Here is a 22,302-nt window from a genome sequence, read left to right on the forward strand (position 1 = left end):
TTGGCGGATAGCCCGTGTGTCGCTGCTTATCGGTCATGTGGCGGCAGGGGGAGGGGATTTCACCGACGTCAGGTAGTGCACGAAGTCATCCGGCGCCACGGCTTTGCTGAAGTAGTAGCCCTGGCCTTCCTCGCACTGATGGGCCTTGAGGAAATCCAGTTGTTCGAGGGTTTCCACCCCTTCGGCGATGATGGTCAGTTTCAGGCTCTTGCCCAGGCTGATGATGGCGCTGACCAGCGCTGCGTCGTTGATGTCACGGCTCAGGCCACGAATGAACGACTGATCGATTTTCAGCACGTCGATGGGAAAACGCCGCAGGTAACTCAGGCTGGAATAACCGGTGCCGAAGTCGTCGATGGCAAGCCGCACCCCCATGGCCTTGATCCGGTTCAGGGCGGTGACCGTGGCATCGACGTTCTGCATCAGCACGCCTTCGGTGATTTCCAGCTCCAGCAATGACGGGTCCAGACCGGTTTGTTTCAGGACCTGTTCAATGCCTTCGACAAAGCCTCGTTGGCGAAAGTCGATGGCCGACACATTCACCGACATGCACAGCCTCGGCAGCCCCGCCGCCTGCCAGGCGCAGGCTTGCCGACAGGCCTGGGCCAGCACCCATTTGCTCAACGGTACGATCAAGCCGCTGTCTTCGGCCACGCCAATGAAGTCCGACGGGTAGACCCAGCCATGCCCCGGTTTCTGCCAGCGAATCAAGGCCTCTGCGCCGACTACCTCACCGGTGCCCAGGTCGAGCTTGGGCTGGTAATGCAGGACAAATTCGTCCCGCTCCAATGCCAGGCGAATGCCCGACTCGATGGTCTGCTGGTCCCGGGCGCGCTGGTTCATTTCTTCAATGAAAAAGCGGAAGTCGTTGGGGCCGCTTTCCTTGACGTGACGCATCGCGGTTTCGGCTTTCTTGATCAGCGCGATCGCATCGAAGCCATCATCGGGGTAGATGCTGATGCCCAGGCTGGCGGTTACGCTCAGGTCATGGCCGGCGATGTGCTGGGTCGTGCCAATGGCGTTCAAGAGTTTTTCGGCGATGCCTTTGGTCTGCTGGGGATGGCGGATGTCAGCGAGGATCACCACGAACTCATCAGCGCCGTAGCGAAACACCGAATCGGATTCGCGCACCGTGGACACCAGGCTTTGCCCGACCCGTTTAAGCATCTCGTCACCGGCCGGATGGCCCAGGGCATTGTTGATGCGCTTGAAGCGATCAAGGCCCAGGAACATCACTGCCAGCTGCTTGTCATGGCGGCGCGACAACGCCAGGGACTGGTTCAGTCGATCTCCGAGCAACGTGCTGTTGGGCAGCTCGGTCAAGACGTCGTATTGCAACAGGTGGGACACCTTGAGCAGTTCGTGGACCCGCGCCTCGATGGTTTGCTCCAGGCTTTGCACTTTTGTCTCCGCGTCCTGGGTCATCTGCCATTTCCAGGTCAGGGCGCTGGCCATCTGGCGGATTTCCAGACTGTCGAAGGGTTTTTTCAACACCAGTAACTGGTCGCCGAACTCCAGCCGTTCAGCCATGTCCTCCCAGCTGTAATCCGAATAGGCGGTGCACAGCGCGATTTGCAGGTGCGGGTCGATCTTCCAGAGCTGTTCGATGGTTTCCAGCCCGTCCCAACCCGGCGGCATGCGCATGTCGGTGAACGCCATGGCGTAGGGGCGACCTTCGGCCTGGGCCCGCTGGACCAGCTCAAGGGCTTCCTGGCCCTGGTAGGCGGAATCGAGCTGGAAGGTCAGCCGAGCCGGCTGTTGCGTGCCGAACAGCGCCTCTTCCGTGCCGGCCAGGGTCTGCTCATCTTCAGAGTCAGGGCCGAGGATCTTGCGAAAATCCTCATGAATCGAAGGCGTGTCGTCGATGATCAGGATGCGCCGGTTGGTCCGGACGGACGACGTTTTCATCACTTGTCCTCCGTGGCGTGCGGGTTGTCCAGGATCGGTCCGTGGCTTGCGGGCACGATGCTGCCGGCTTTGAGCAACTGGGCGGCTTGTTGGCTGCTGACCGCTTTACTGAAAAAGTAACCCTGTGCGTTCATTGGCGAGCCTGTGGCCATCAGCGAACTACGCTGTTCCTGGGTTTCGACACCTTCGGCGATGATTCCGATCCCTACTTCTCGAGCGAAATTGATGATTGCGCGCAACGTGTTGGCACTTGCCGGGTCGCGGGCAGCGGTGTCGATGAAAGCCTGGGCGAGTTTCAGGTGATTGACCTGGTAGGTCTTGAGGTAGTCGAACGAGGAGTATTCGGTGCCGAAGTCGTCGATGGCGATCTTCACCCCCAGCTCGCGCAGGCGTGGCAGCACGTCGTTGTGGGTCCATTTGGTCTGGGCCAGGGTGGCTTCGGTGACATCGAAGCGCAGGTCCCAGGCGCACAATTCCCAGCGCGCGGTGGTGCGCAGTACGTCATAGATCAGTTCGGGTCCGCTTTTCAGTTGGGCCAGGGACAGTTTGATGGCAATCACCGGGGGCGCCATGCCTTCGTCGCGCCACAGACGCATTTGCTGGCAGGCGCGATCCAGCACCCAGTGCCCGAGGGGGATGATGGCGCCGGTTTTTTCCGCGGCCGGCAGGAACGCCGACGCTTCCAGCAGGCCTCGCTCGGGGTGGTTCCAGCAGACCTGAGCTTCCATGCCGAGGATCTTGCCGCTGCTCAGGTCGACTTCCGGCCAGTATCTGAGTTCGAGTTCTTCATGGTCGATGGCCGTGCGCAGTTCGCTGGCGATGGTCATGCGCTCGACCACCTCCTGATTGATCTCCTCGGAGTGGAAGTGATACTGATTGCGGCCCTTTTCCTTGGAGCGATACAGCGCCATGTCAGCCTGGCTGAGCAAGCCGTCGGCGCTGGTGATGCGCGGCGAATAGCTGCTGATGCCGATGCTGACCGACACCCGCACGTCATTGCCGTCCAGGGAGTAGGGCAGCACCAGTGCATCGCGGACCTTAGCCGCCAGGGACGCGGACTGGGTCGGGTCGCTGACGTCCAGTTGCAGGATGGCAAACTCGTCGCCGCCGAGGCGGGCGACCACGTCGTTTTCGCGCACACAGGCTTTGATGCGCCGGGCCACTTCCTGCAGCAACAGATCGCCCACCGGATGACCGAGGGTATCGTTGATGCGTTTGAAGTGGTCAAGGTCCAGGTAGAACATCGCGAACGGTGTTGCACCCCGGCGCGCAGCGGCGAAGGCCTGATGCAGGCGCTCGATCAAGGTGGCACGGTTGGCCAGCCCCGTCAGCCCGTCGGTGCGGGCCAGCAGGGCGATTTTCTCCTCGGCGACCTTGCGTTCAGTGACGTCGATGATGATGCCTTCGACTTCCAGTAAACGTCCTTCGGCGTCTCGCACCGGAATATAGCGGTTTTCGACCCAGCGCCAGGCACCGTCGCCGGTGCGCATCCGAAACTCGATGGACGCGCCGCCCGCATGGCGATCCAGCACTCGGGCCATGGCCGTGTCGACTTTCGGCTGGTCGTCGGGATGGATCAACTCCCGGGCCCAGTTGGCCGAGGCGACCAGATTCGCCGCGACATGACCGTACTTGGTGATGTTGTGGGAGATGTACATCAGCGGAAACGACGGTTCGCCCCGCAGGCGATACAGAATGGTCGGGCTGTTCTGCACGATGATGTTGGCGTCGGACAGCTCCCGGGTGCGTTCTTCCACGGCCTGTTCCAGCAACGACATCTTCAGTTCGGCGTCTTCGGTCATTTGCCATTTGGCGGTCAGGGCGCTGGCCAGCTGACGGATTTCGATGGCATCAAACGGTTTTTTCAGGATCAGCAGGCGATCGCCCAGTTCCAGGCGTTCATCGATGTCTTCCCAGGAATAGTCGGAATAAGCGGTACAGAGCGCCACTTGCAGCTTGGGATCGACCTGCCACAGCCGTTCGATGGTTTCCAGGCCGTCCCAGCCCGGCGGCATGCGCATGTCGATGAAAGCCATCGCATAGGGCAGGTCGTTGGCCAGCGCTCGTTCAACCTTGTCCAGTGCTTCCAGCCCCTGAAACGCCGAATCGAGCATGAAACTTTGCAGGGTTGCCGTCGCTTGCGTCCCGAACAGGGCTTTTTCGGCGCTGATCAGGTCGTCGTCTTCGGGCGATGGCGGGCTGAGGATCTTGATGAAGTCCGCATGAATAGACGCGGTGTCGTCGACGATAAGTATCCGACGGTTGGTTCGTGCCAGCAGCGTATTCATAGGCATACGCCGGGAGCGGTGGCAATGTGGTGGTGCGGTGTGCTCATAGGGGCATCCTTTCCCTGATCACGTGGCCAAGCGCATAAAGTGGATCCGAGTGAACTGAGCATAGTCGCCTGTGCAGCACTTCGCCCGGTCGCCTGAAACGAATCATTTCCAGGGGCGTCGCTGGAAATCATCTAGCCTGTAGCTCAGGCAGCGCCAGAAACGGAATGTTCTGGCTGATGATTGACGCGACGACGCCCGTTTTGCTTGAGGTAATGCCATGGAAGAGCAACTCCCCACTACTTTTGCCGATAAACCCACGATTCTGCTGGTCGACGACGAGGAGTCTATCCTCAACAGTCTGCGCCGGCTCTTGCGCGGCCAGCCCTACGAAGTATTGCTGGCCACCAGCGGGGAGCAAGCCCTGGATATCATGGCGAAACAGCCCGTCGACCTGGTGATGAGCGATGCGCGCATGCCTAACATGGACGGCGCCACGCTGCTGGCGCACATTCACCAGCGCCATCCCGACACGCTGCGCATTTTGCTGACCGGTTATGCCGACCTGACGATGATCGTCAAAGCAATCAACGACGGGCAGATTGACCGATACATCAGCAAACCCTGGCACGATGAGGAATTGCTGCTGACGTTGCGACAATCCCTCGCCTACCAGCGTTCCGAGCGCGAACGCCTGCATCTGGTGCAGGAGACCTGGGAGCAAAACGAAGAATTGAGGTTGCTCAACGCGACCCTGGAGAAACACGTCGCGTCCCGCACCGCCGAGCTGCAGCAGACGGCCGACATGCTCGACCTGGCCTACGAAGAGCTCAAACACAGCTATGTCACCGGCACCGAGGTGTTCTCGCTGCTGGCCAACCTGCGTTTGCCACCGGCCAAGCAGACGAACCGGCAGATCATCGAACTGGTGCGGGTGTACTGCAAACTCCATGGCGTGGACGAGGGCAGTACCCGCGACCTGACCATGGCCGCGGCGCTTTACAACATCGGCAAGCTGAGCTGGACCGACAGCATGATGACCGCGCCTGCGGATTTGCTGCACCACAACGATCAGGAACGCTATCGCGGTTATCCGAAGCAGAGCGAATCGTTGCTGATGACCCTCGATCCGATGAAGGATGCGGCGCGCCTGATCCTTCACCATCAGGAGCGCTGGGATGGCACCGGTTTCCCCGACCGGCTCAAGGGCGAGGCGATTCCGCTCGGGTCGCGGTGGCTGAAACTGGCGGTGGATTTCATCGAGTTGCAGCGTGGGCTGATCCTTGAGCGCCAGATGAACAGCGATGAAGCCCTGGTCTATATCCGCCAGTACGCCGGTCGTCTCTACGATCCTGATCTGGTGGAGGACTTCATTCAGGTCTGCGCCGCCTACCAGAGCGATGTGTCACTGGCCGATCCGACGGTCAAGGTACTGACCACCCGGGACCTGGCGGCCGGCATGATTCTGGCGCGCAACCTCAATGCCGATAACGGCATGCTGTTGCTCAATGCGGGGAAGGTGCTGAGCGGGCCGCTGGTGGAGAAACTGATCGCGTTCGAGGCGATGGAAGGGGCGAAATACAGCGTTTTTGTGAAAGTGCCGGATGAGGTGGAAGCCGCAATCCTCGAAGCGCCGCTGGTGGTTCAAACTCAGCCCTGATCCCCCTTTGGAAGACTCAACACTGACCCCTGTGGGAGCGAGCCTGCTCGCGAAGACGGCCTGACATTCACCATGGATGTCGACTGAAAGACCGCTATCGCGAGCAGGCTCGCTCCCACAAAGGGCTAGATCGCTATTTTCCCCCGTGACGCCGGCGCGACACCCATGTGATCCTTTGCGCCTTTCACTCAAGGCACACTCAGATCCATGACACTTTCATCCGCCCCTTCCCCCCGCACCATCCGCATCGCCGCCGCCCTGCTGATCGGCCCTGACGGTCGCACGCTGTTGGTCCGCAAACGCGGCACCGAAGCCTTCATGCAACCCGGCGGCAAGATCGAGGCCCATGAACAACCGGTTCACGCCCTGGCCCGTGAGCTGGAAGAAGAGCTTGGACTGGTCATCGACCCCGCGCACGCCACCTACCTGGGGCCCTTTTCGGCACCGGCGGCCAACGAGCCGGGTTTTGTCGTCCAGGCTGAACTCTTTCTGCTGACCATCGATTCAGACGTCTCGCCCGCCGCGGAGATTGAAGAGGTGCGCTGGATCGATCCGGCCACCGACGGCGATCTCTCGTTGGCGCCATTGACACGGGACGTGATCCTGCCGTTTTATCGAGCTTCGCTGACTGCAATCGCCTGATCATCCACGGACTAGGACTGCCCCATGATCCCACTTCAAGACTTGCTGATTTTCGCCGCTGCCGCGTTGCTGATGGTGCTGACGCCGGGGCCGAACATGATCTACCTGATCTCCCGTTCGATCTGCCAGGGGCGCAAGGCCGGCGTGACTTCGTTGCTCGGCGTGGTGGCGGGATTCTTCGTGCACTTGTTCGCCGCTGCGGCCGGTTTGACCGCGGTCTTTCTGGCCGTGCCGATGGCCTACGAAGTGTTGAAATGGGCCGGCGCGCTGTATCTGTTGTGGCTGGCCTGGCAGGCGGTCAAACCCGGCGCACGTTCACCCTTCGAAGCGCAGCAGTTGCCGCCGGACTCGTCGCGAAAACTGATCACCATGGGGTTTCTCACCAGCGCGCTGAACCCGAAGATCGCGGTGTTTTACCTGTCGGTGTTTCCACAGTTCATCACGCCTGAGCATGGCTCGGTGTTCACCCAGAGCATCGTGCTGGGCCTGACCCAGATCAGCGTCAGTTTCTGCGTCAACCTGCTGATCGCGATCTTCGCGGCAGGCATCGCGTCGTGGTTCGTCAACAACCCGACCTGGCTGGCGCTGCAGCGTTATTTCATGGGGTTTGTCCTGTCCGCGCTGGCGGTACGGCTGATGCTTGAGCAACGACGGACGGCTTGACCATGTGGATTGAACGACTGGATGCCAGCCATGCGCTGGACTATCGGGCGCTGATGCTGGAAGCCTACGACCTGCACCCGCAGGCCTTCACTTCGAGTGTGCGCGAACGCGCAACAATGCCGCTGAGTTGGTGGGAGTCGCGCCTGACCAGCAAGCTGGATGTGGTGTTCGGGGCGTTCGAGGACGGCGCGTTGTCAGGCATCGTCGGCCTGGCCTTCGAACCCCGGGAAAAGGCCCGGCACAAGGCGACGCTGTTTGGCATGTATGTGTCCGGCAAAGTCCGGCAGCGCGGGTTGGGTCAGCAACTGGTGCAAGCCGCGCTGGATGAAGCGCAGAACCATAAAGGCCTGCGGCTGATCCAGCTGACCGTCACCGCCGGCAATGAGGCGGCGTTCAACCTGTACCAGCGTTGCGGCTTCGTACAGTTCGGCCTCGAACCCATGGCGGTGCGCGTCGGCGAAGACTACTTCGACAAAATCCACATGTGGCGCGAGCTCTAAACCCACCACAGACCCCTGTAGGAGCGAGGCTTGCCCGCGAAGGCGTCGTGACAGTCGATATCTACTTGGCTGATACACCGCTTTCGCGGGCAAGCCTCGCTCCTACAGCGGTTGCGGTGTGTCAGCGGACTGCGCTGACGCCGTCGAGTGTCGAGAACGATGTGTCCTTGGCCGTCAGCAAGAAGTCGCGCATGTACGGCGCATCCAGCATGTCCGCACGAATCCCCGCATACAGCGTCGCAAACAATCCTTTCTCGCCCAGCCGCTTGGCCTTCACGTAACCCCGCGAGCTGTATTCATGCAGCGCCCAATGGGGCATGCCGCAGACGCCGCGTCCGCTGGCGACCAACTGCATCATCATCACCGTCAGTTCCGAGGTGCGGACCTGCGCCGGTTCGATGTCGGCCGGTTCCAGGAAACGGGTGAAGATGTCCAGCCGGTCGCGTTCCACCGGGTAGGTGATCAGCGTTTCCGTGAGCAGGTCTTCCGGCACGATGTAGGCCTTGTTCGCCAAACGGTGCTGATTGGCCACCGCGAGCATCGCTTCATAGGTGAACAACGGCACGTAGGTGATCCCGGCCAGTTCCAGCGGATCGGAGGTCACCACCAAATCCAGATCGCCACGGGCCAGGGCCGGCAGCGGGGCGAAGGAGAAACCCGAAGCCAGGTCCAGCTCGACTTCCGGCCAGGCATCGCGGAACTGATCGATGGTCGGCATCAGCCACTGGAAGCAACTGTGGCACTCGATTGCCATGTGCAAACGGCCCGCGGTGCCGCCCGCCAACCGCGCGATATCGCGTTCGGCACCGCGCAACAGCGGCAGGGTGGCGTCGGCCAGTTGCAGCAGGCGCAACCCGGCGCTGGTGAACCGCACCGGTTTGGTCTTGCGCACGAACAACGGCATGCCCATGCGCTCCTCCAGTTCCTTGAACTGGTGGGACAGGGCCGATTGGGTCAGGTGCAGACGGTCGGCGGCATCGACCAGGCTGTCGGCTTCGCGCAAGGCGTGCAGGGTCTTCAGGTGGCGGATTTCAAGCACCGGGGGCTCCATGAGGAAAACTTGTGATCAACACGAAAAGGTTGAGTTTGTCTCATGTTGGGTTGGCTGTCGACAATAGCGCCATCTTTTACAGGGAGAAATTCACCATGGCTCTGGCCCACACACTTGGTTTTCCGCGCATCGGCACTGACCGCGAACTGAAAAAAGCCCTCGAATCCTACTGGAAGGGCGACCTCGATCAGGACGCGCTGAAAAGCGTCGGCCGCCAACTGCGCGCCACCCACTGGCAGTTGCAGAAAGACGCCGGCATCGACCTGCTGCCCGTCGGCGACTTCGCCTGGTACGACCAGGTGCTGACCCATTCCCTGACCTTCGGCGTGATCCCCGAGCGTTTCGACAGCGCCAAGGATGCGCGCGGCCTGCCGACCCTCGACACCCTGTTCGCCATGGCCCGAGGCGCCTCGGCGGCCTGCTGCGGTGGCGAACACACCCAGGCCCAATATGCCCAGGAGCTGACCAAGTGGTTCGACACCAACTACCACTACCTGGTCCCGGAATTCACAGCTGACCAACAGTTCAAACTGAGCTGGGAACAGTTGTTCGACGAGGTCGACGAAGCCAAGGCCCTCGGCCACAACGTCAAACCCGTCATCATCGGCCCGCTGACTTACCTGTGGCTGGGCAAGGCCAAAGGCAACGACTTCGACAAGCTCGACCTGCTCGAACGCCTGCTGCCGATCTACGGTGAAATCCTCGGCCGCCTCGCCGCCCAAGGCGTGGAATGGGTGCAGATCGACGAACCGATCCTGACCCTCGACCTGCCACAAGCCTGGAAAAACGCCTTCGAGCGCGCTTACCACATCCTTCAATACTCGCCGCTGAAAAAGCTCGTGGCGACCTACTTCAGTGGCCTGGAAGACAACCTCGGCCTGGCAGTCGGCCTGCCGGTGCAAGGCCTGCACATCGACGCAGTGCGGGCGCCGGATCAACTCGGTCAGGTGCTGGACCGTCTGCCGACCTACAAGATTCTTTCGGTGGGCCTGGTCAACGGTCGCAACGTCTGGCGTTGCGAACTGGAGCAAGTGCTCGCGCAACTGCAACCGGCGCAAGAGCGCTTTGGCGACAACCTGTGGGTTAGCAGTTCCTGCTCGCTGCTGCACAGCCCGGTGGACCTGGAACGGGAAGACAAACTCGATCCTGAACTGAAAAGCTGGCTGGCCTTCGCCGTGCAGAAGTGCGGTGAAATCGCCGTACTGCGCGATGCCCTGAACGACCCGCAATCGCCCAAAGTACAAGCGGCTCTGGCCCAGAGCCGAGTGATTCAGACGAGCCGCGCCGAGTCGCCGCGTATCCATAAAGCCCACGTGCAGGCACGCATCAATGCGATCAGCGCAGCGGACAGCCAACGTCACTCGCCGTTCGCCAAGCGCATCGAGCAGCAACGCGCTCGGCTGAAACTGCCGGCATTCCCGACCACCACCATCGGCTCGTTTTCGCAGACCGGTTCGATCCGTCTGGCCCGCCAGGCGTTCAAGCAAGGCAAGCTGTCGGCCAACGATTACACCGATGCCATGCACAGCGAAATCCGTCACGCGGTGCAAGTCCAGGAACGCCTGGGCCTGGACGTGCTGGTGCACGGTGAAGCCGAGCGCAACGACATGGTCGAGTACTTCGCCGAGCAACTGGACGGCTACCTGTTCACCCGTTTCGGCTGGGTGCAGAGCTACGGTTCGCGCTGCGTCAAACCGGCGATCATCTACGGCGACCTGAGCCGTCCGAACGCCATGACCGTCGACTGGATCACCTATGCGCAAAGCCTGACCGACAAGGTCATGAAAGGCATGCTCACCGGTCCCGTGACCATGCTGATGTGGTCGTTCCCGCGTGAAGATGTCTCGCGCAAAATCCAGGCGCAGCAGTTGGCGTTGGCCCTGCGTGATGAAGTGGTCGACCTGGAAAGTGCCGGCATCAAGATCGTGCAGATCGACGAAGCCGCGTTCCGCGAAGGCTTGCCGCTGCGTCGGGCGCAATGGCAGGAATACCTGGACTGGGCGGTGGAAGCCTTCCGCTTGAGCGCTTCCGGCGTGCGCGACGAAACCCAGATCCATACCCACATGTGCTACAGCGAATTCAACGACGTGATCGAGTCCATCGCGGCGATGGATGCCGACGTGATCACCATCGAGACCTCGCGTTCGGACATGGAATTGCTGGAAGCCTTCGAAGCGTTCGACTACCCGAACGACATCGGGCCGGGCGTCTACGACATCCACTCGCCACGGGTGCCGGACACGGCTGAGATGGTCAAGTTGATGAGTAAAGCCGTGAAGCGCATTCCGGCGGAGCGGTTGTGGGTGAATCCGGATTGCGGGCTGAAGACCCGGGCGTGGCCGGAGACTGAGGCGGCGCTGGTGAACATGGTGGCGGCGGCGCGGCAGTTGCGCAGTCAGTTGGCTTAGCCGATGTAGCGTCTGTTCGGACGCCATCGCGAGCAGGCTCGCTCCCACATTGGATCTAGGTCGATCACAAATATTGTGTACGACATCGATCCTGTGGGAGTGAGCCTGCTCGCGATGAACGATAACGCGGTCCCGAAAATGACCGCTCGGCAATCTTCATCAAACTGTCACGTAACTGTGGCAGCGCGCTTGATCAAACTTCATCAGACTCGCGCTCTACTGGGGTTCTGCGTTTCGGTGTTTTTTCATGCGTGCATTCATTTTTCTGGCCTTGCTGTTGTTTGGCCTGCCGTCTTTGGCGGCGTCTCGTTGCGATGTCAATGTTCCCACCCAACAGGCCGATCTGGCGCAGGTGAGCCTGGCGTACCAGAGCATCGGCCGTGCGTCCGACCCGGCGTTGTTGCTGGTGATGGGCCTGGGCGGGCAGTTGATTCACTGGCCGGACGAGGTGGTGGTCGCGCTGTGTCAGCAGGGTTTTAGGGTGATTCGTTATGACAATCGCGACGTCGGCCTCTCGACCTGGCGGCAAACGCCCGCCGACGCCAACCTGACGTTTGAAGTGCTGCGCTACAAACTCGGTCTGCCGGTGGCGGCGCCGTACACCCTGACCGACATGGCGGACGACGCCTTTGGCCTGATGGATGCGTTGAAGGTTGAGCAGTTTCACGTCTTGGGCGCGAGCATGGGCGGGATGATTGCCCAGCACATGGCGGCGATGGCGCCGCAACGGGTCGAGAGCCTGACCCTGATCATGACCAGTTCCGGGGCCGAAGGCTTGCCGGCGCCGAGTGCGGCGTTGGTGCAGTTGTTGTCGCGGCGCAGCGCGCCGAATCGCGAAGTGGCGCTGGAACAGCAGGCCGATTTGCTGGCAGCGCTGGGCAGCCCGACCGTCAGTGATGATCGGCAAGCGTTGCTGCATCAGGCGGCGTTGTCCTATGACCGGGCGTTCAACCCGGAGGGCGTGAAGCGCCAGATCATGGCGATCCTCGCCGAGCGCAGCCGCGTGGCGCTGCTTAACCAGTTGCGCGTGCCGACGCTGGTGGTTCACGGCACGGCGGATCCGCTGTTGCCGGTGATGCATGGCGTCCATCTGGCGGCGCATATTCGTGGCAGTCAGTTGAAGCTGATTCCGGGGTTGGCGCATCGGTTCCAGGAGGCGTTCAAGGCGCCGTTGCTGGCGGCGGTGTTGCCGTATTTGCAGGCCCACCGCGAAGACACTTCGCATTGGGCACAGATCGATCCGGTGCCCACTCCGAACCTCCTGTAGTACCCAGTACCAATGTGGGAGCGAGCCTGCTCGCGATGGCTGTGTGTCAGTCAACATCAATGCTGAATGTCACACCGCCATCGCGAGCAGGCTCGCTCCCACAGTTGGATCTTCTTCGTTAGTGGAACCTTGTCAGCCAATCAGGTCGCGGCGCTTGGTGGAACGAAGTTATCCAGCATCCGGTTCACCGCCAGTTCACCCAGCATGACACTGCTGAATGCCGAGCACAGTGTTGCGCTGCGGGCCTTCCAGCAACCCGGCGAAATCACTCAGCATCACGCTCGCTGACGCCAGGGATTCACAGGCGTTGGCCAGCAGGGTTTCTTGATCGATGTCGGGGGCGATGGTGTAGATGGTGCTGGGCCGGCGCGGGGTGTCTTTGGGGATGACCGGTTTGAGGTAGTAATCGAGGGCGCGGTCGGCGGCTTCGTTGAGTTTTTTGGAGTCCGGGGTTTCGTAGGGGGAGACGTCGTCGGATTCCGGTGGGTTCGGAGTAATTTTGAACATGGGGTATTTTTCCTAATAGTAGAGCCGCAACCTGTCTCGCTACTAAACGGAGGGGTGGCAGCTGTGCGCAAGTTAGTAGACCGGTAAAATACGCCCAAAACCCGGCGCGCCCGAGGGCGCCATGCGCACAGCTACCATCAAGTGCAGGTGAAAACCTGACGGGATGACACTTGTGCAACCGTAAGCGTATTAGCCGGGCTACTAAACCCGATCACTGGGAATCAGTGACACGAACCAAGTTACCGACGGCCACCCAGGCGCACAAGCCAGCGGATTCTGACGTTGTTGTAGGCGACGGCGCAAGGCGCTGTAGCTTTCAGGAAGTAACCTTAAACAGAACTAAACACCCCCTCCCAAACACCCCCGATCCCTGTAGGAGTGAGCCTGCTCGCGATGGCGGTGTATCAGTCAACATCAATGTTGAATGTCAGACCGCAATCGCGAGCAGGCTCACTCCTACAAGGGACCTGCGCGCGCCAGTCTTCGGGTGTATTGTTCCAGCTTTCCGCGCGATCCAAGCCTGCGAGGTGAATGATGAGTACCCCCCTGAAAATCGATTTCGTCAGCGACGTGTCCTGCCCATGGTGCGTGGTCGGTCTGTATGGCCTGACCCGGGCCCTGGATTTGCTGGGCGATGAGGTCCAGGCCGAGATCCGTTTCCAGCCGTTCGAACTGAACCCGAAAATGGGGCCGGAAGGGCAGAACATCACCGAACACATCACTGAAAAGTACGGCTCGACCCCGGAGCAGTCGCAGAAGAACCGCGAGATGATCCGCGCCCGTGGCGCCGAGGTCGGGTTCGCGTTTCGCACTGATGGCAACAGCCGCATCTACAACACCTTTGATGCGCATCGGTTGTTGTTTTGGGCGGGGTTGGAAGGGTTGCAGTTCAATCTGAAGGAAGCGCTGTTCAAGGCGTATTTCACTGAGGGCGGCAATCCGTCGGATCGCAAGCAGTTGGCGCTGATGGCTGAAAGCGTGGGGCTGGATCGGCAGCGGGCGGAGGCGATTCTGGCGTCCGATGAATTTGCCAAAGAGGTGCTCGAAGAAGAGAAGTTGTGGCTGGCGCGCGGGGTGAGTTCGGTGCCGACGGTGGTGTTCAACGGGCAGTACGCGGTGACGGGCGGGCAGCCGGTCGAAACCTTTGTCGGGGCGATTCGGCAGATCATGAGCGAATCGAAGGGCGGGACCGTGAGCTAATTACCGGGAGTGCGTCTGTGGCGAGGGAGCTTGCTCCCGCTGGGCTGCGAAGCGGCCCCAATGTCAGCACCGTTGTAGCCAGGCAGACCGCATTCGCTGGATTTACGACTGCTGCGCAGCCGAGCGGGAGCAAGCTCCCTCGCCACAGGGGGGAGCGGTTACCTGACGATTTTGTCGACGTGGATGCCCAGTTTCTTCAGGCGATACCAGAAGCTGCGCTCGGAGATCCCGATCAACTGCGCCGCCGCAGCCTGTACACCATTGCTCTGCGCCAGCGCCGCCAGAATGTAAGCCTTCTCGACCTCCGCCAACGCCGCTTCCAGATCTGCCGGCACGCTGCCTTCGGTGACCAGCGCACCGCTGGTGCCGGCATTTGAGGCAAACAGATACGCCGGCAAATCTTCCTCTTCAATCACCGCCCCCGACGCGACAATCGTCGCTCGTTCCACGCAGTTCTGCAGCTCACGAATATTCCCTGGCCACGAATAATGGGCCATGGCCTGCAAGGCTTCCGCGCTGAATCCGGTAAAACGCTTGCCTGCCGTGGCGCCCAGGGTGTGAGCAAAATGCCTGGCCAGCGGCGCGATGTCTTCCACACGTTCGCGCAGGGCCGGCAAGGGAATCGGGAACACATTGAGGCGGTAATAAAGGTCCTCGCGAAACTCCTTGTTGGCCACCGCGTCCAGCAGGTTCTTGTTGGTCGCGGCAATCACCCGCACATCGACCTTGCGCTCGCGCGGATCGCCCACCGGCTCGATCACCCGTTCCTGCAAGGCCCGGAGGATTTTCGCCTGCAAGGCCAGCGGCATTTCGCCGATTTCATCAAGGAACAACGTGCCTTTGTCAGCCTGCATGAAGCGCCCGACGCGATCCGCCACGGCGCCGGTAAACGCGCCTTTGCGGTGACCGAACATTTCGCTTTCCAGCAACCCTTCCGGGATCGCCGCACAGTTCACCGCCACAAACGGTTTGTCAGCGCGGTTACCGTGTTTGTGGATCGCCCGGGCGACCATTTCCTTGCCGGTGCCGCTTTCGCCGGTCAGCAGAATCGTCGCGTTGCTTTCGCGCACGGAATCGATGGCGTGCAGCACCCGGCGAAAACTCGGGCTGTCGCCGATCAGGCTGTCGATCTGCTGATGCTCATCGAGCTCGGCGCGCATGCGCTGGTTGTCTTTGAGGATGTCGCGAAATTGCAGGGCCTTGCTGACGGTGATGTCCAGTTCGTCGATGTCGAACGGCTTGGCGATGTAGTCGAAGGCGCCGTTGCGCATCGACTGCACGGCGTTTTTCACCGTGCTGTAGGCGGTCATGACGATCACCGGCAGCTGCGGAAAACGGCTTTTGATTTCCGCCAGCAACTGCGGGCCGTCCATGCCGGGCATGCGCCAGTCGCTGATCACCAGGTCGATGTCCTCGCACTCCAGAACCTTGAGCGCGTGCAAGCCGTTGCCGGCGGTGAACACCTGGATGCCGTTCTGACCCAGGGCCGATGCCAGCAAGTCGCAGAGCTTGGGCTCGTCGTCCACCACCAGTACGTTATGTGTCATCGCTGCCCTCGTCGAAGTCTTCACCGTTGGCCGGAATGTACAGCGTGAAGGTGGTCCCGGCATCTTTTTCACTGACGCATTCGATGCGCCCGTCATGACCTTCCATGATCGAGAACACCTTCGCCAGCCCCAGGCCGGTACCCGAAGCCTTGGTGGTGACGAACGGCGTGAAGATCCGTTCGAGCATATCCGGTTCGATGCCCTGGCCGGTGTCGCTGATGCTGATTACGGTGTACGGCGATTCGCTGCTGATCGCCACGGTCAGCCGTCCACCGTCGGGCATGGCGTCGATGGCGTTGACGATCAGGTTCAGGCCGGCCTGCTTGAGTTGCCGCGCGTCGACATGAAGGGTCGCGCCGGGGGCCTGATCGTCGATGTGCACATCGATGTTATGGCTGGCCAGCTCCGGGGCGCAGAAGCCGACCAGGTCATCCACCAGCGGCCGCGCCGCCTGGGTCGAACGCATCGGCGCGCTGGGCTTGGCGAAGTCGAGGAAATCGGTGATCAGGTCGTTGATGCGGCTGACTTCGCTGACCACGTATTCCAGGTGACGCTTGTCGGTCTCGGGCAAATCGGCGCGCCGGTGCAGCAGTTGCGTGGCGGTCTTGATGATGCCCAGCGGGTTGCGGATTTCATGGGCCAGGCCCATGGCGACTTCACCCAGGGCATGCAGACGGTCGCGGCGGCGCAGTTGCGATTCCAGGTGCTGCAACTCGCCGAGGCGTTCGCTCATGTGGTTGAAGGTGCTGCTCAATTCCGCCAGTTCGTCGCCGCCGGTGACCGCCAGGCGTTGGCGGTAATCCCCGGCAATCACCGCTTGCACGCCTTTGGACAACCCGCGCAACGGCTTGGTCAGGCGTTGCGAAACAATCCAGCCGACCGCCAGGGACGCCGCCGAGCTGAGCAGGAAAATCAGGATGAACAGGTTGCTCTGGTTCACCAGCCCGACCAGGCTGGTGTGGCGCAGCAGACCGCTGAAAATCACGCCTTGCAGCTCACCGCTTTCATTGAGGATCGGCCGGTAGATGCCGCTGTAGCGATTGGTGAATTGTTCGATCGGCTGCTTGGTGCTGCGCAGGGTCTGTTCGATTTTTTCCGGTACCGCCGCCGGGTGATCTTCGAAGCGCTGGGTGGAAAAGATCTCCGAGAAGTCATCGGCCTTGGCCAGGTACAGGCGCAGGTCGAGGGAGTGCACATCGGCGACGCTGGTGAGGAAACTGCTGTCCAGGTAGGTGGCGATCACCAGTTTGTAGTCGACGCCGTCCTGATCGGTCTCGAAGGTCGAGACCACCGTGCCGGTGGGGATGCTGCCGACTTGCAGGGTCTGCAACAACGCCTTGGACTCGGTGCTGATTTGCCGGACGATGTCATCGGCGGCGGTGCTGAACACCACTTTGTGATCGCTGTTGCGCACCAGCGCCACCACGTCGATACCCATGGAATCGGCGATGTCGGTGGTCAGTTTGTCGTGTTTGCTCGACAAACGGTCCGTCGGCGGGCGGGTGTAGCGCAGGAACAACTGCGCGGCCCGGGCGTTATCCCGGCGGATCTCGGTGATCTCGTCCTCGACGATCTGGGTCGATTCCTGCAGCCAGATCCGCACGTTGCTGTCGAAAATCTGCGACAGGGTGGTGGCCGCCAGTTCTGCGGCGATCATGGTCGGAATCACGCTGACCAGCCAGAACGCCAACACCAGTTTGCGCTGCAGGCTCCAGCCGGAGAGGGCGAAAGGTCGGGCGGTGGCGGGGCGGTTTTTGATCATGAAGTTTCGCTTAATGCAGCAGCCATGGCAGGGTCGGAGCGGTCCGGTCGAATGAACATTTTCACCAGTCGCAACAGACCGTCGAGCACTCGGTTGCGATGGCGGAAAAACACGGTGTTGCCGGTGAACGAGCAACCCAGGCGCAGCTTACTGGCATAGCCGGCCTGACCGCACGCGTAGATCGGGATGCCGTGTTCAATACAGTAGTCGACATTGGCCAGCCAGCTGCGCACGTACAGATTGTGCTCGCGGGTCCGGGTCAGGTCATGGGCGAAGAATTTGTCGACCAGGCGTTGCTCGTCCAGCAGCACGAGGTTGAACGCTACCAGCTCATCGCCGACCCAGTACAGCACGCACGCGGCGCGTTCATCGAGGTATTCGAGGACTTGGCGGAAGTACTCCGATGGCAAGCGTTCAAAGGTCAGGTCGCTGCGTGAAAGGGTGGCTTCGTAAAGTGCCATCATGTGTGGGAGCAGGTCTTCCACAGTGCGCCGCCATTCGATGCGCGGACCTTGCGCGCGCAACGTGCGGCGCAGGTCTTTACGGGTGGATTTGCCGAGCGTGCCGAGGTAAGCGTCCACGGAGCCAAAACAGATCGGCAGTTCGGCGCTGGGCAGGCCGGGCATGCTTTGCAGACCGGCCGCCTGGCACACCTGCAACCACTGTGGATCGCGATGGGACGCGTCCTTGACCGCCAGCAGACCGATTCCGGCCTGGTCGGCGTCGTTGCGCGCCAGGATTAACAATTGCTCAAGCAAGGCCGGACGCCGTGCGGGGTCGATCTGGCGTGCGGTCCCCACATGGCATTGCTCGGCCACCGGCGAACCGAGGGCGTACAAGCGGACGTCCAACAGCCCCGGCCACCAGCGGCGCAACTGCTCGGTGACGCGTTTACCCGGTCCCTGAACCGTGGTGTCCAGCGAATACGCGGTGGTGAATGCCACTGCCGCCGCGATCAACACCTCGTCTTCGTACAGCGCCAGATAGCGCCACCGGAAATCCGCAATGCCTGCCTGTTCAACGGCCCGGTAATAATCCCAGTCCTCCAGTTCGCCGGGGAAACAGGCATTCCAGGCACTGCGGTCGATGGCTTCGATGGTTGAATAGGCAAGGGCAGTGATCACATCGTTTCCTTGTACGAGCGAGCCTGCTCGCGATGGTCGTTAACGATAACGTGGGGTTACAGGAGAAACGCGGCGCTCTTGAGTGCATCGCGAGCAGGCTCGCTCCTACAGGGATTGGGGGATGGCTGCCATTGTGGGTAACAGGGTGGGCATGCGTAGCTTCTTCAAATGTGTTCAAGCCAGTTGCCGATAGTCCTGGCGCATGGGTTGCGGGGCGGTGACTTGTTGCATGAACCGGTGCTGGATAAAGTCCGCACTCAGCTCCACGACCCGGCGGTATTGCAGGTCGACGGTGATCATGTGATAGCAATCGTCGAGCAGGACTTTCACTACCGGGCCGCCGAGTTTGCGTTCGACATAGTCGGCGTTCCAGCGGCTGGTGATGTCGTCTTCCCGTGAGTGCAGCACCAGCGCCTGGGTGGTGATCTGCGGCATGCGCTTTTTCACCGCGGCCACCAATCGATGCAGTTCCCGGACACTCACGCCGGACATGGTCAGCAATCCGGCATTGGCGCTTTCACCGGCCTTCATCTGCCGTTCGACAATGGCGCGCAAGCGTTCGTCCTTGATGCCGAACGGTGATTTTTCGTTGAAGCGGCACAGGTGCACGCCAAACGGAATCGACATCACCAGGCTGCTCAGTTTGGCGACCCAAGGCATGTTCCAGCCGTCGTAGCGCAGGGTGGTCGAATACAGCAGCAAGCCTTCGATCTGCCCCGGATGCTCGGCCGCCAGGTACATCGCCAGCACCGCGCCCATCGACAAGCCACCGACGAACACATGCTCATGCTTGCGCCGCACACCAACGAAGGTATTGCGCGCGCTTTCGTACCAGTCGTGCCAACCGGTGGCTTGCAGGTCGGCGTTGTCCCCGCAGTGGCCGGCCAGGGTCGGCACATAGACCGTGCAGCCGGCCTTGGCCAGGCCCATCGCGACCCGTCGCAATTCGGTCGGCGTGCCGGTGAGGCCGTGGATCAACAACACCGCGACCTCGCCGTTGCCGAGAACGAAACCGGCGCTGCCTTCGCCCATGTCGATCTCGTCTGCCCTTGAAAAAGAGGGGTTCATCGTTTCATCGCCCGATCAAGCAGACGGTCGAGCAGCGCGATGCCGAGGTCGATCTCCGGGTAGCTGATTTCCAGCGACGGCGCGAGGGTGATCACGTTCTTGTAGTAACCGCCCACATCGAGGATCAGGCCCAAGCGTTTGCCGTCAATTTCGATGTCACCTTTCATGCCTTCTTCGACCATGAAGTCGAGCGTTGCCTTGTCCGGCGTAAAGCCGTCCGGACCGCAGATTTCACAACGCAGTGCCAGGCCCAGGCCATCGACGTCGCCGATGATCGGGTAGCGTTTCTGCAAGTCTTTCAAGCCTTCGAGGAAGTATTTGCCCTTGTTCATGACCCTCTTGCCGTAATCGACTTCGCTGGTCATCTTGAACATTTCCAGGCCGACCGCCGTGCCCAGCGGATTGGAGGCGAAGGTCGAGTGGGTCGAGCCTGGCGGGAAGATTTTCGGGTTGATCAGCTCTTCCCTGGCCCAGATGCCGCCCAATGGGTTGAGACCGTTGGTCAAGGCTTTACCGAAGACGATGACGTCCGGTTTGACATCGAAGTGCTCAATCGACCACAGCTTGCCGGTGCGCCAGAAGCCCATCTGGATTTCATCGACCACCATTAAAATGCCGTGCTGGTCCAGCACATGCTTGAGTTCGCTGTAGAAATTCATCGGCGGAATCACGTAACCGCCGGTGCCCTGGATCGGCTCGACGTAGAAGGCGGCGTATTCGCTCTGGCCGACTTTCGGGTCCCAGACGCCGTTGTATTCGGTCTCGAACAGGCGGGCGAATTGCTGCACGCAATGGCTGCCGTACTCTTCCTTGGTCATGCCTTTCGGGCCCCGGAAGTGATACGGGAACGGGATGAAATTGGCGCGCTCGCCGAAGTGGCCGTAGCGGCGGCGATAGCGGTAGCTGGAGGTGATCGACGACGCACCGAGGGTGCGACCGTGGTAACCGCCCTCGAAGGCGAACATCAGGCTTTTGCCATTGGTGGCGTTACGCACGACTTTCAGCGAGTCCTCGATGGACTGCGAACCGCCGACGTTGAAGTGCACCCGGCCGTCGAGGCCGAACTTCTTTTTCGCGTCCACGGCGATCATTTCCGAGAGCTCGATCTTGCCCTTGTGCAGGTACTGGCTGGCAATCTGCGGCAGGGTGTCTATCTGCTGTTTCAGCGCATTGTTCAGGCGCGGGTTGGCATAACCGAAGTTGACCGCCGAGTACCACATTTGCAGGTCGAGGTAGGCCTGGTCTTCGGTGTCCCAGACGTAGGAGCCTTCGCAGCGGCTGAAAATGCGCGGCGGATCGATGTAGTGAACGGTGTCGCCGTAGGAGCAGTACTTGGCTTCTTTATCCAGAAGGACCTGGTCTTCAGGTGTGGCGATTCGAATATCAGACATGGTGGAAGCGTTCCTGTGTTTCTACGTTGAAAGAGGTGGCGTTGGCGGCGCTGGCGCTTGGCAGCAGGGCGAGCAACGCAGGCAGATCGGCGAAGCTGTCGAAGCGGGCGTAGGCGATGCCGTTGCGCTCGCAATGCTCGGCCAGGCGATCCTTGGCGAATACGAAATCGGCGGTGGCGGCCACGCACATGTCGGACTGACCGTCGCCGATCACCAGCACCCGTTTGGCGCTGGGGGTGGATTTGCATTTACAGTTGCCGGACGCGGCGCGGCAGGCATCGCTTGCGTGAGGGAAGTCGATGCGCCAGCTCTGGTGGTCGAGCTGCCGCAGGCGGTTGGCGAGGATCGGCAAAAGGCTGACGTAGTGGCGCGCCAGGATCCGTGCAATGCCTTGCTCGATGCCGTCGCTGACCACTTCAAGCGAAGCGCCGAGGCCGATGACGTGGTCGACGAAGTCAGGGAAGTCCGGGTCGATCTCGATGGTGTCGAAGAACCCGAGCAGTTCGCCCGGTGTGGCCTTGACCAGCGAGAGCTGGCGGCTGAGGCATTCACGGGAACCGATGTCACCCGCCAGCCACTCGTTTTCGATCGCTTCCCAGCTCGGGTCGGCGAACCGTTGGAGGATGCTGTCGATCACGTCGGTGCGGGTGATGGTCCCGTCGAAATCACACACGATATGCCAGTCAATCATCTGTTGTACCTATCTTGGCAGGAGGCGCTGTTTGCGCTTGCCAAGGGGGTAGAGCAGGGACTGTGCCAACCGGGTTTGGCCCAGCGGGGCTGGGGTTCAGGCGGGTGTGGATGGCGGTGAAGCTACAATTTTTGTAGGTCGCTACAAACAACATGAGTGCTTGCGCGAGAGGGGCGATTCGGGGATTGATGCGCGCACATCCAGTTCAAGGAATGGCCTCATGTCGAGGATTACTGTTGTTCTATTTGCCGCGCTGACTTGCCTTTCGGCCAGCGTTTCAGCGGACGGCATCACCGGTGAGGCGGGGGCGGGCCTCAGCTATCAGCCCCACGATCCGACCGGTAGCCGCTACGAAACCCGGCCTGTGCCTTACCTCGATCTGGATTGGGGCAATGTCAGCCTCAGTACGGACGACGGGCTGACCTGGGACGCGTTGAACACCAAGGGTTTCAGCGCCGGACCGTTCGTGAATTACCTGCCGGGGCGCACGTCCAACGGCGAACTGCAGGGGTTGCGCGATGTGCCGGACATGGGCGAGGTGGGGGGCTTTGTGCAGTACGCGCCGGCTGATTTCTGGCGGGTGTTTGCCTCGGTCGGGCAAGCGGTTGGAGGGCGCGGCGGCCAGGGCGGGGTGTTGGGG

Annotated in this window: 17 protein-coding genes and 1 pseudogene; 8 read left to right on the forward strand and 10 right to left on the reverse strand. The window is 61.1% G+C overall.

The annotated features are described in order from the left end of the window. Positions 1–33 precede the first annotated feature (33 nt). Positions 34–1,908, reverse strand: a complete 1,875-nt coding sequence (locus tag FHL16_RS27230) for a putative bifunctional diguanylate cyclase/phosphodiesterase (protein ID WP_077749826.1) — start codon at positions 1,906–1,908, stop codon at positions 34–36. Beyond that, positions 1,908–4,202, reverse strand: a complete 2,295-nt coding sequence (locus FHL16_RS27235) for a putative bifunctional diguanylate cyclase/phosphodiesterase (protein WP_042932615.1) — start codon at positions 4,200–4,202, stop codon at positions 1,908–1,910. Before FHL16_RS27235 ends, FHL16_RS27230 begins: the two co-directional genes overlap by 1 nt. 259 nt (positions 4,203–4,461) lie before the next feature. Here FHL16_RS27235 and FHL16_RS27240 point away from each other — a divergent pair, with 259 nt between their 5' ends. The 4 genes from FHL16_RS27240 to FHL16_RS27255 all read left to right on the forward strand — a co-directional run bounded on the left by FHL16_RS27240 (position 4,462) and on the right by FHL16_RS27255 (position 7,646). Beyond that, the gene (locus FHL16_RS27240) at positions 4,462–5,841 is read left to right on the forward strand and encodes an HD domain-containing phosphohydrolase (protein ID WP_077749827.1); all 1,380 of its coding nucleotides are present in this window, start codon (positions 4,462–4,464) and stop codon (positions 5,839–5,841) included. Positions 5,842–6,048: 207 nt separating this feature from the next. Continuing rightward, the gene (locus FHL16_RS27245; RefSeq protein WP_077749828.1) at positions 6,049–6,483 is read left to right on the forward strand and encodes an NUDIX hydrolase; all 435 of its coding nucleotides are present in this window, start codon (positions 6,049–6,051) and stop codon (positions 6,481–6,483) included. 24 nt (positions 6,484–6,507) lie between these two features. Further along, entirely contained in the window at positions 6,508–7,146 is a 639-nt protein-coding gene (locus tag FHL16_RS27250) for a LysE family translocator (RefSeq protein ID WP_010457727.1), read from the forward strand. A 2-nt stretch (positions 7,147–7,148) separates the two neighbouring features. Further along, complete coding sequence (locus FHL16_RS27255) at positions 7,149–7,646, forward strand: GNAT family N-acetyltransferase (protein ID WP_010457726.1); 498 nt, start codon at positions 7,149–7,151, stop codon at positions 7,644–7,646. Positions 7,647–7,767: 121 nt separating this feature from the next. On the opposite strand, the gene metR is transcribed toward FHL16_RS27255, so the two are convergent. Next, positions 7,768–8,685, reverse strand: coding sequence for a transcriptional regulator MetR (gene metR / locus FHL16_RS27260; protein WP_010457725.1), 918 nt, complete (start codon positions 8,683–8,685; stop codon positions 7,768–7,770). Positions 8,686–8,792: 107 nt separating this feature from the next. Between metR and metE the strand changes: the two genes are divergently transcribed. Together metE and FHL16_RS27270 are read left to right on the forward strand one after the other, a co-directional pair. Beyond that, a complete protein-coding gene (metE, locus tag FHL16_RS27265; RefSeq protein ID WP_077749829.1) occupies positions 8,793–11,105 on the forward strand; it encodes a 5-methyltetrahydropteroyltriglutamate--homocysteine S-methyltransferase in 2,313 nt (770 codons plus the stop codon). A 247-nt stretch (positions 11,106–11,352) separates the two neighbouring features. Then, a complete protein-coding gene (locus FHL16_RS27270; RefSeq protein ID WP_010457723.1) occupies positions 11,353–12,372 on the forward strand; it encodes an alpha/beta fold hydrolase in 1,020 nt (339 codons plus the stop codon). A gap of 140 nt (positions 12,373–12,512) precedes the next feature. Here FHL16_RS27270 and FHL16_RS27275 read toward each other — a convergent pair. Further along, positions 12,513–12,879, reverse strand: a pseudogene (locus FHL16_RS27275) (DUF6124 family protein). A 534-nt stretch (positions 12,880–13,413) separates the two neighbouring features. Here FHL16_RS27275 and FHL16_RS27280 point away from each other — a divergent pair. Then, a complete protein-coding gene (locus tag FHL16_RS27280) occupies positions 13,414–14,079 on the forward strand; it encodes a DsbA family oxidoreductase (protein ID WP_077749831.1) in 666 nt (221 codons plus the stop codon). 158 nt (positions 14,080–14,237) lie between these two features. Here FHL16_RS27280 and FHL16_RS27285 read toward each other — a convergent pair whose 3' ends face one another. The 6 genes from FHL16_RS27285 to FHL16_RS27310 all read right to left on the reverse strand — a co-directional run bounded on the left by FHL16_RS27285 (position 14,238) and on the right by FHL16_RS27310 (position 21,662). Further along, the gene (locus FHL16_RS27285; protein WP_077749832.1) at positions 14,238–15,626 is read right to left on the reverse strand and encodes a sigma-54-dependent transcriptional regulator; all 1,389 of its coding nucleotides are present in this window, start codon (positions 15,624–15,626) and stop codon (positions 14,238–14,240) included. Further along, complete coding sequence (locus FHL16_RS27290; protein ID WP_077749833.1) at positions 15,616–17,388, reverse strand: sensor histidine kinase; 1,773 nt, start codon at positions 17,386–17,388, stop codon at positions 15,616–15,618. Before FHL16_RS27290 ends, FHL16_RS27285 begins: the two co-directional genes overlap by 11 nt. Continuing rightward, positions 17,385–18,512, reverse strand: coding sequence for a GNAT family N-acetyltransferase (locus tag FHL16_RS27295; protein WP_077749834.1), 1,128 nt, complete (start codon positions 18,510–18,512; stop codon positions 17,385–17,387). The genes FHL16_RS27290 and FHL16_RS27295 overlap by 4 nt, the downstream gene beginning before the upstream one ends. Before the next feature lie 174 nt (positions 18,513–18,686). Further along, complete coding sequence (locus FHL16_RS27300) at positions 18,687–19,580, reverse strand: alpha/beta hydrolase (protein ID WP_077749835.1); 894 nt, start codon at positions 19,578–19,580, stop codon at positions 18,687–18,689. Then, positions 19,577–20,971 carry an aspartate aminotransferase family protein gene (locus tag FHL16_RS27305; RefSeq protein ID WP_010457715.1) on the reverse strand — a complete coding sequence of 465 codons (1,395 nt, stop codon included), beginning with the start codon at positions 20,969–20,971 and terminating at the stop codon, positions 19,577–19,579. Before FHL16_RS27305 ends, FHL16_RS27300 begins: the two co-directional genes overlap by 4 nt. Then, positions 20,964–21,662, reverse strand: coding sequence for an MtnX-like HAD-IB family phosphatase (locus tag FHL16_RS27310; protein WP_010457714.1), 699 nt, complete (start codon positions 21,660–21,662; stop codon positions 20,964–20,966). The genes FHL16_RS27305 and FHL16_RS27310 overlap by 8 nt, the downstream gene beginning before the upstream one ends. A gap of 220 nt (positions 21,663–21,882) precedes the next feature. On the opposite strand from FHL16_RS27310, the gene FHL16_RS27315 reads away from it, so the two are divergent. Then, the coding region (locus tag FHL16_RS27315) for a MipA/OmpV family protein (protein ID WP_138739080.1) at positions 21,883–22,302 on the forward strand (420 nt) is incomplete at its 3' end.

Source organism: Pseudomonas sp. FSL W5-0299, assembly GCF_005930655.1.
Classification (GTDB): domain Bacteria; phylum Pseudomonadota; class Gammaproteobacteria; order Pseudomonadales; family Pseudomonadaceae; genus Aquipseudomonas; species Aquipseudomonas mandelii.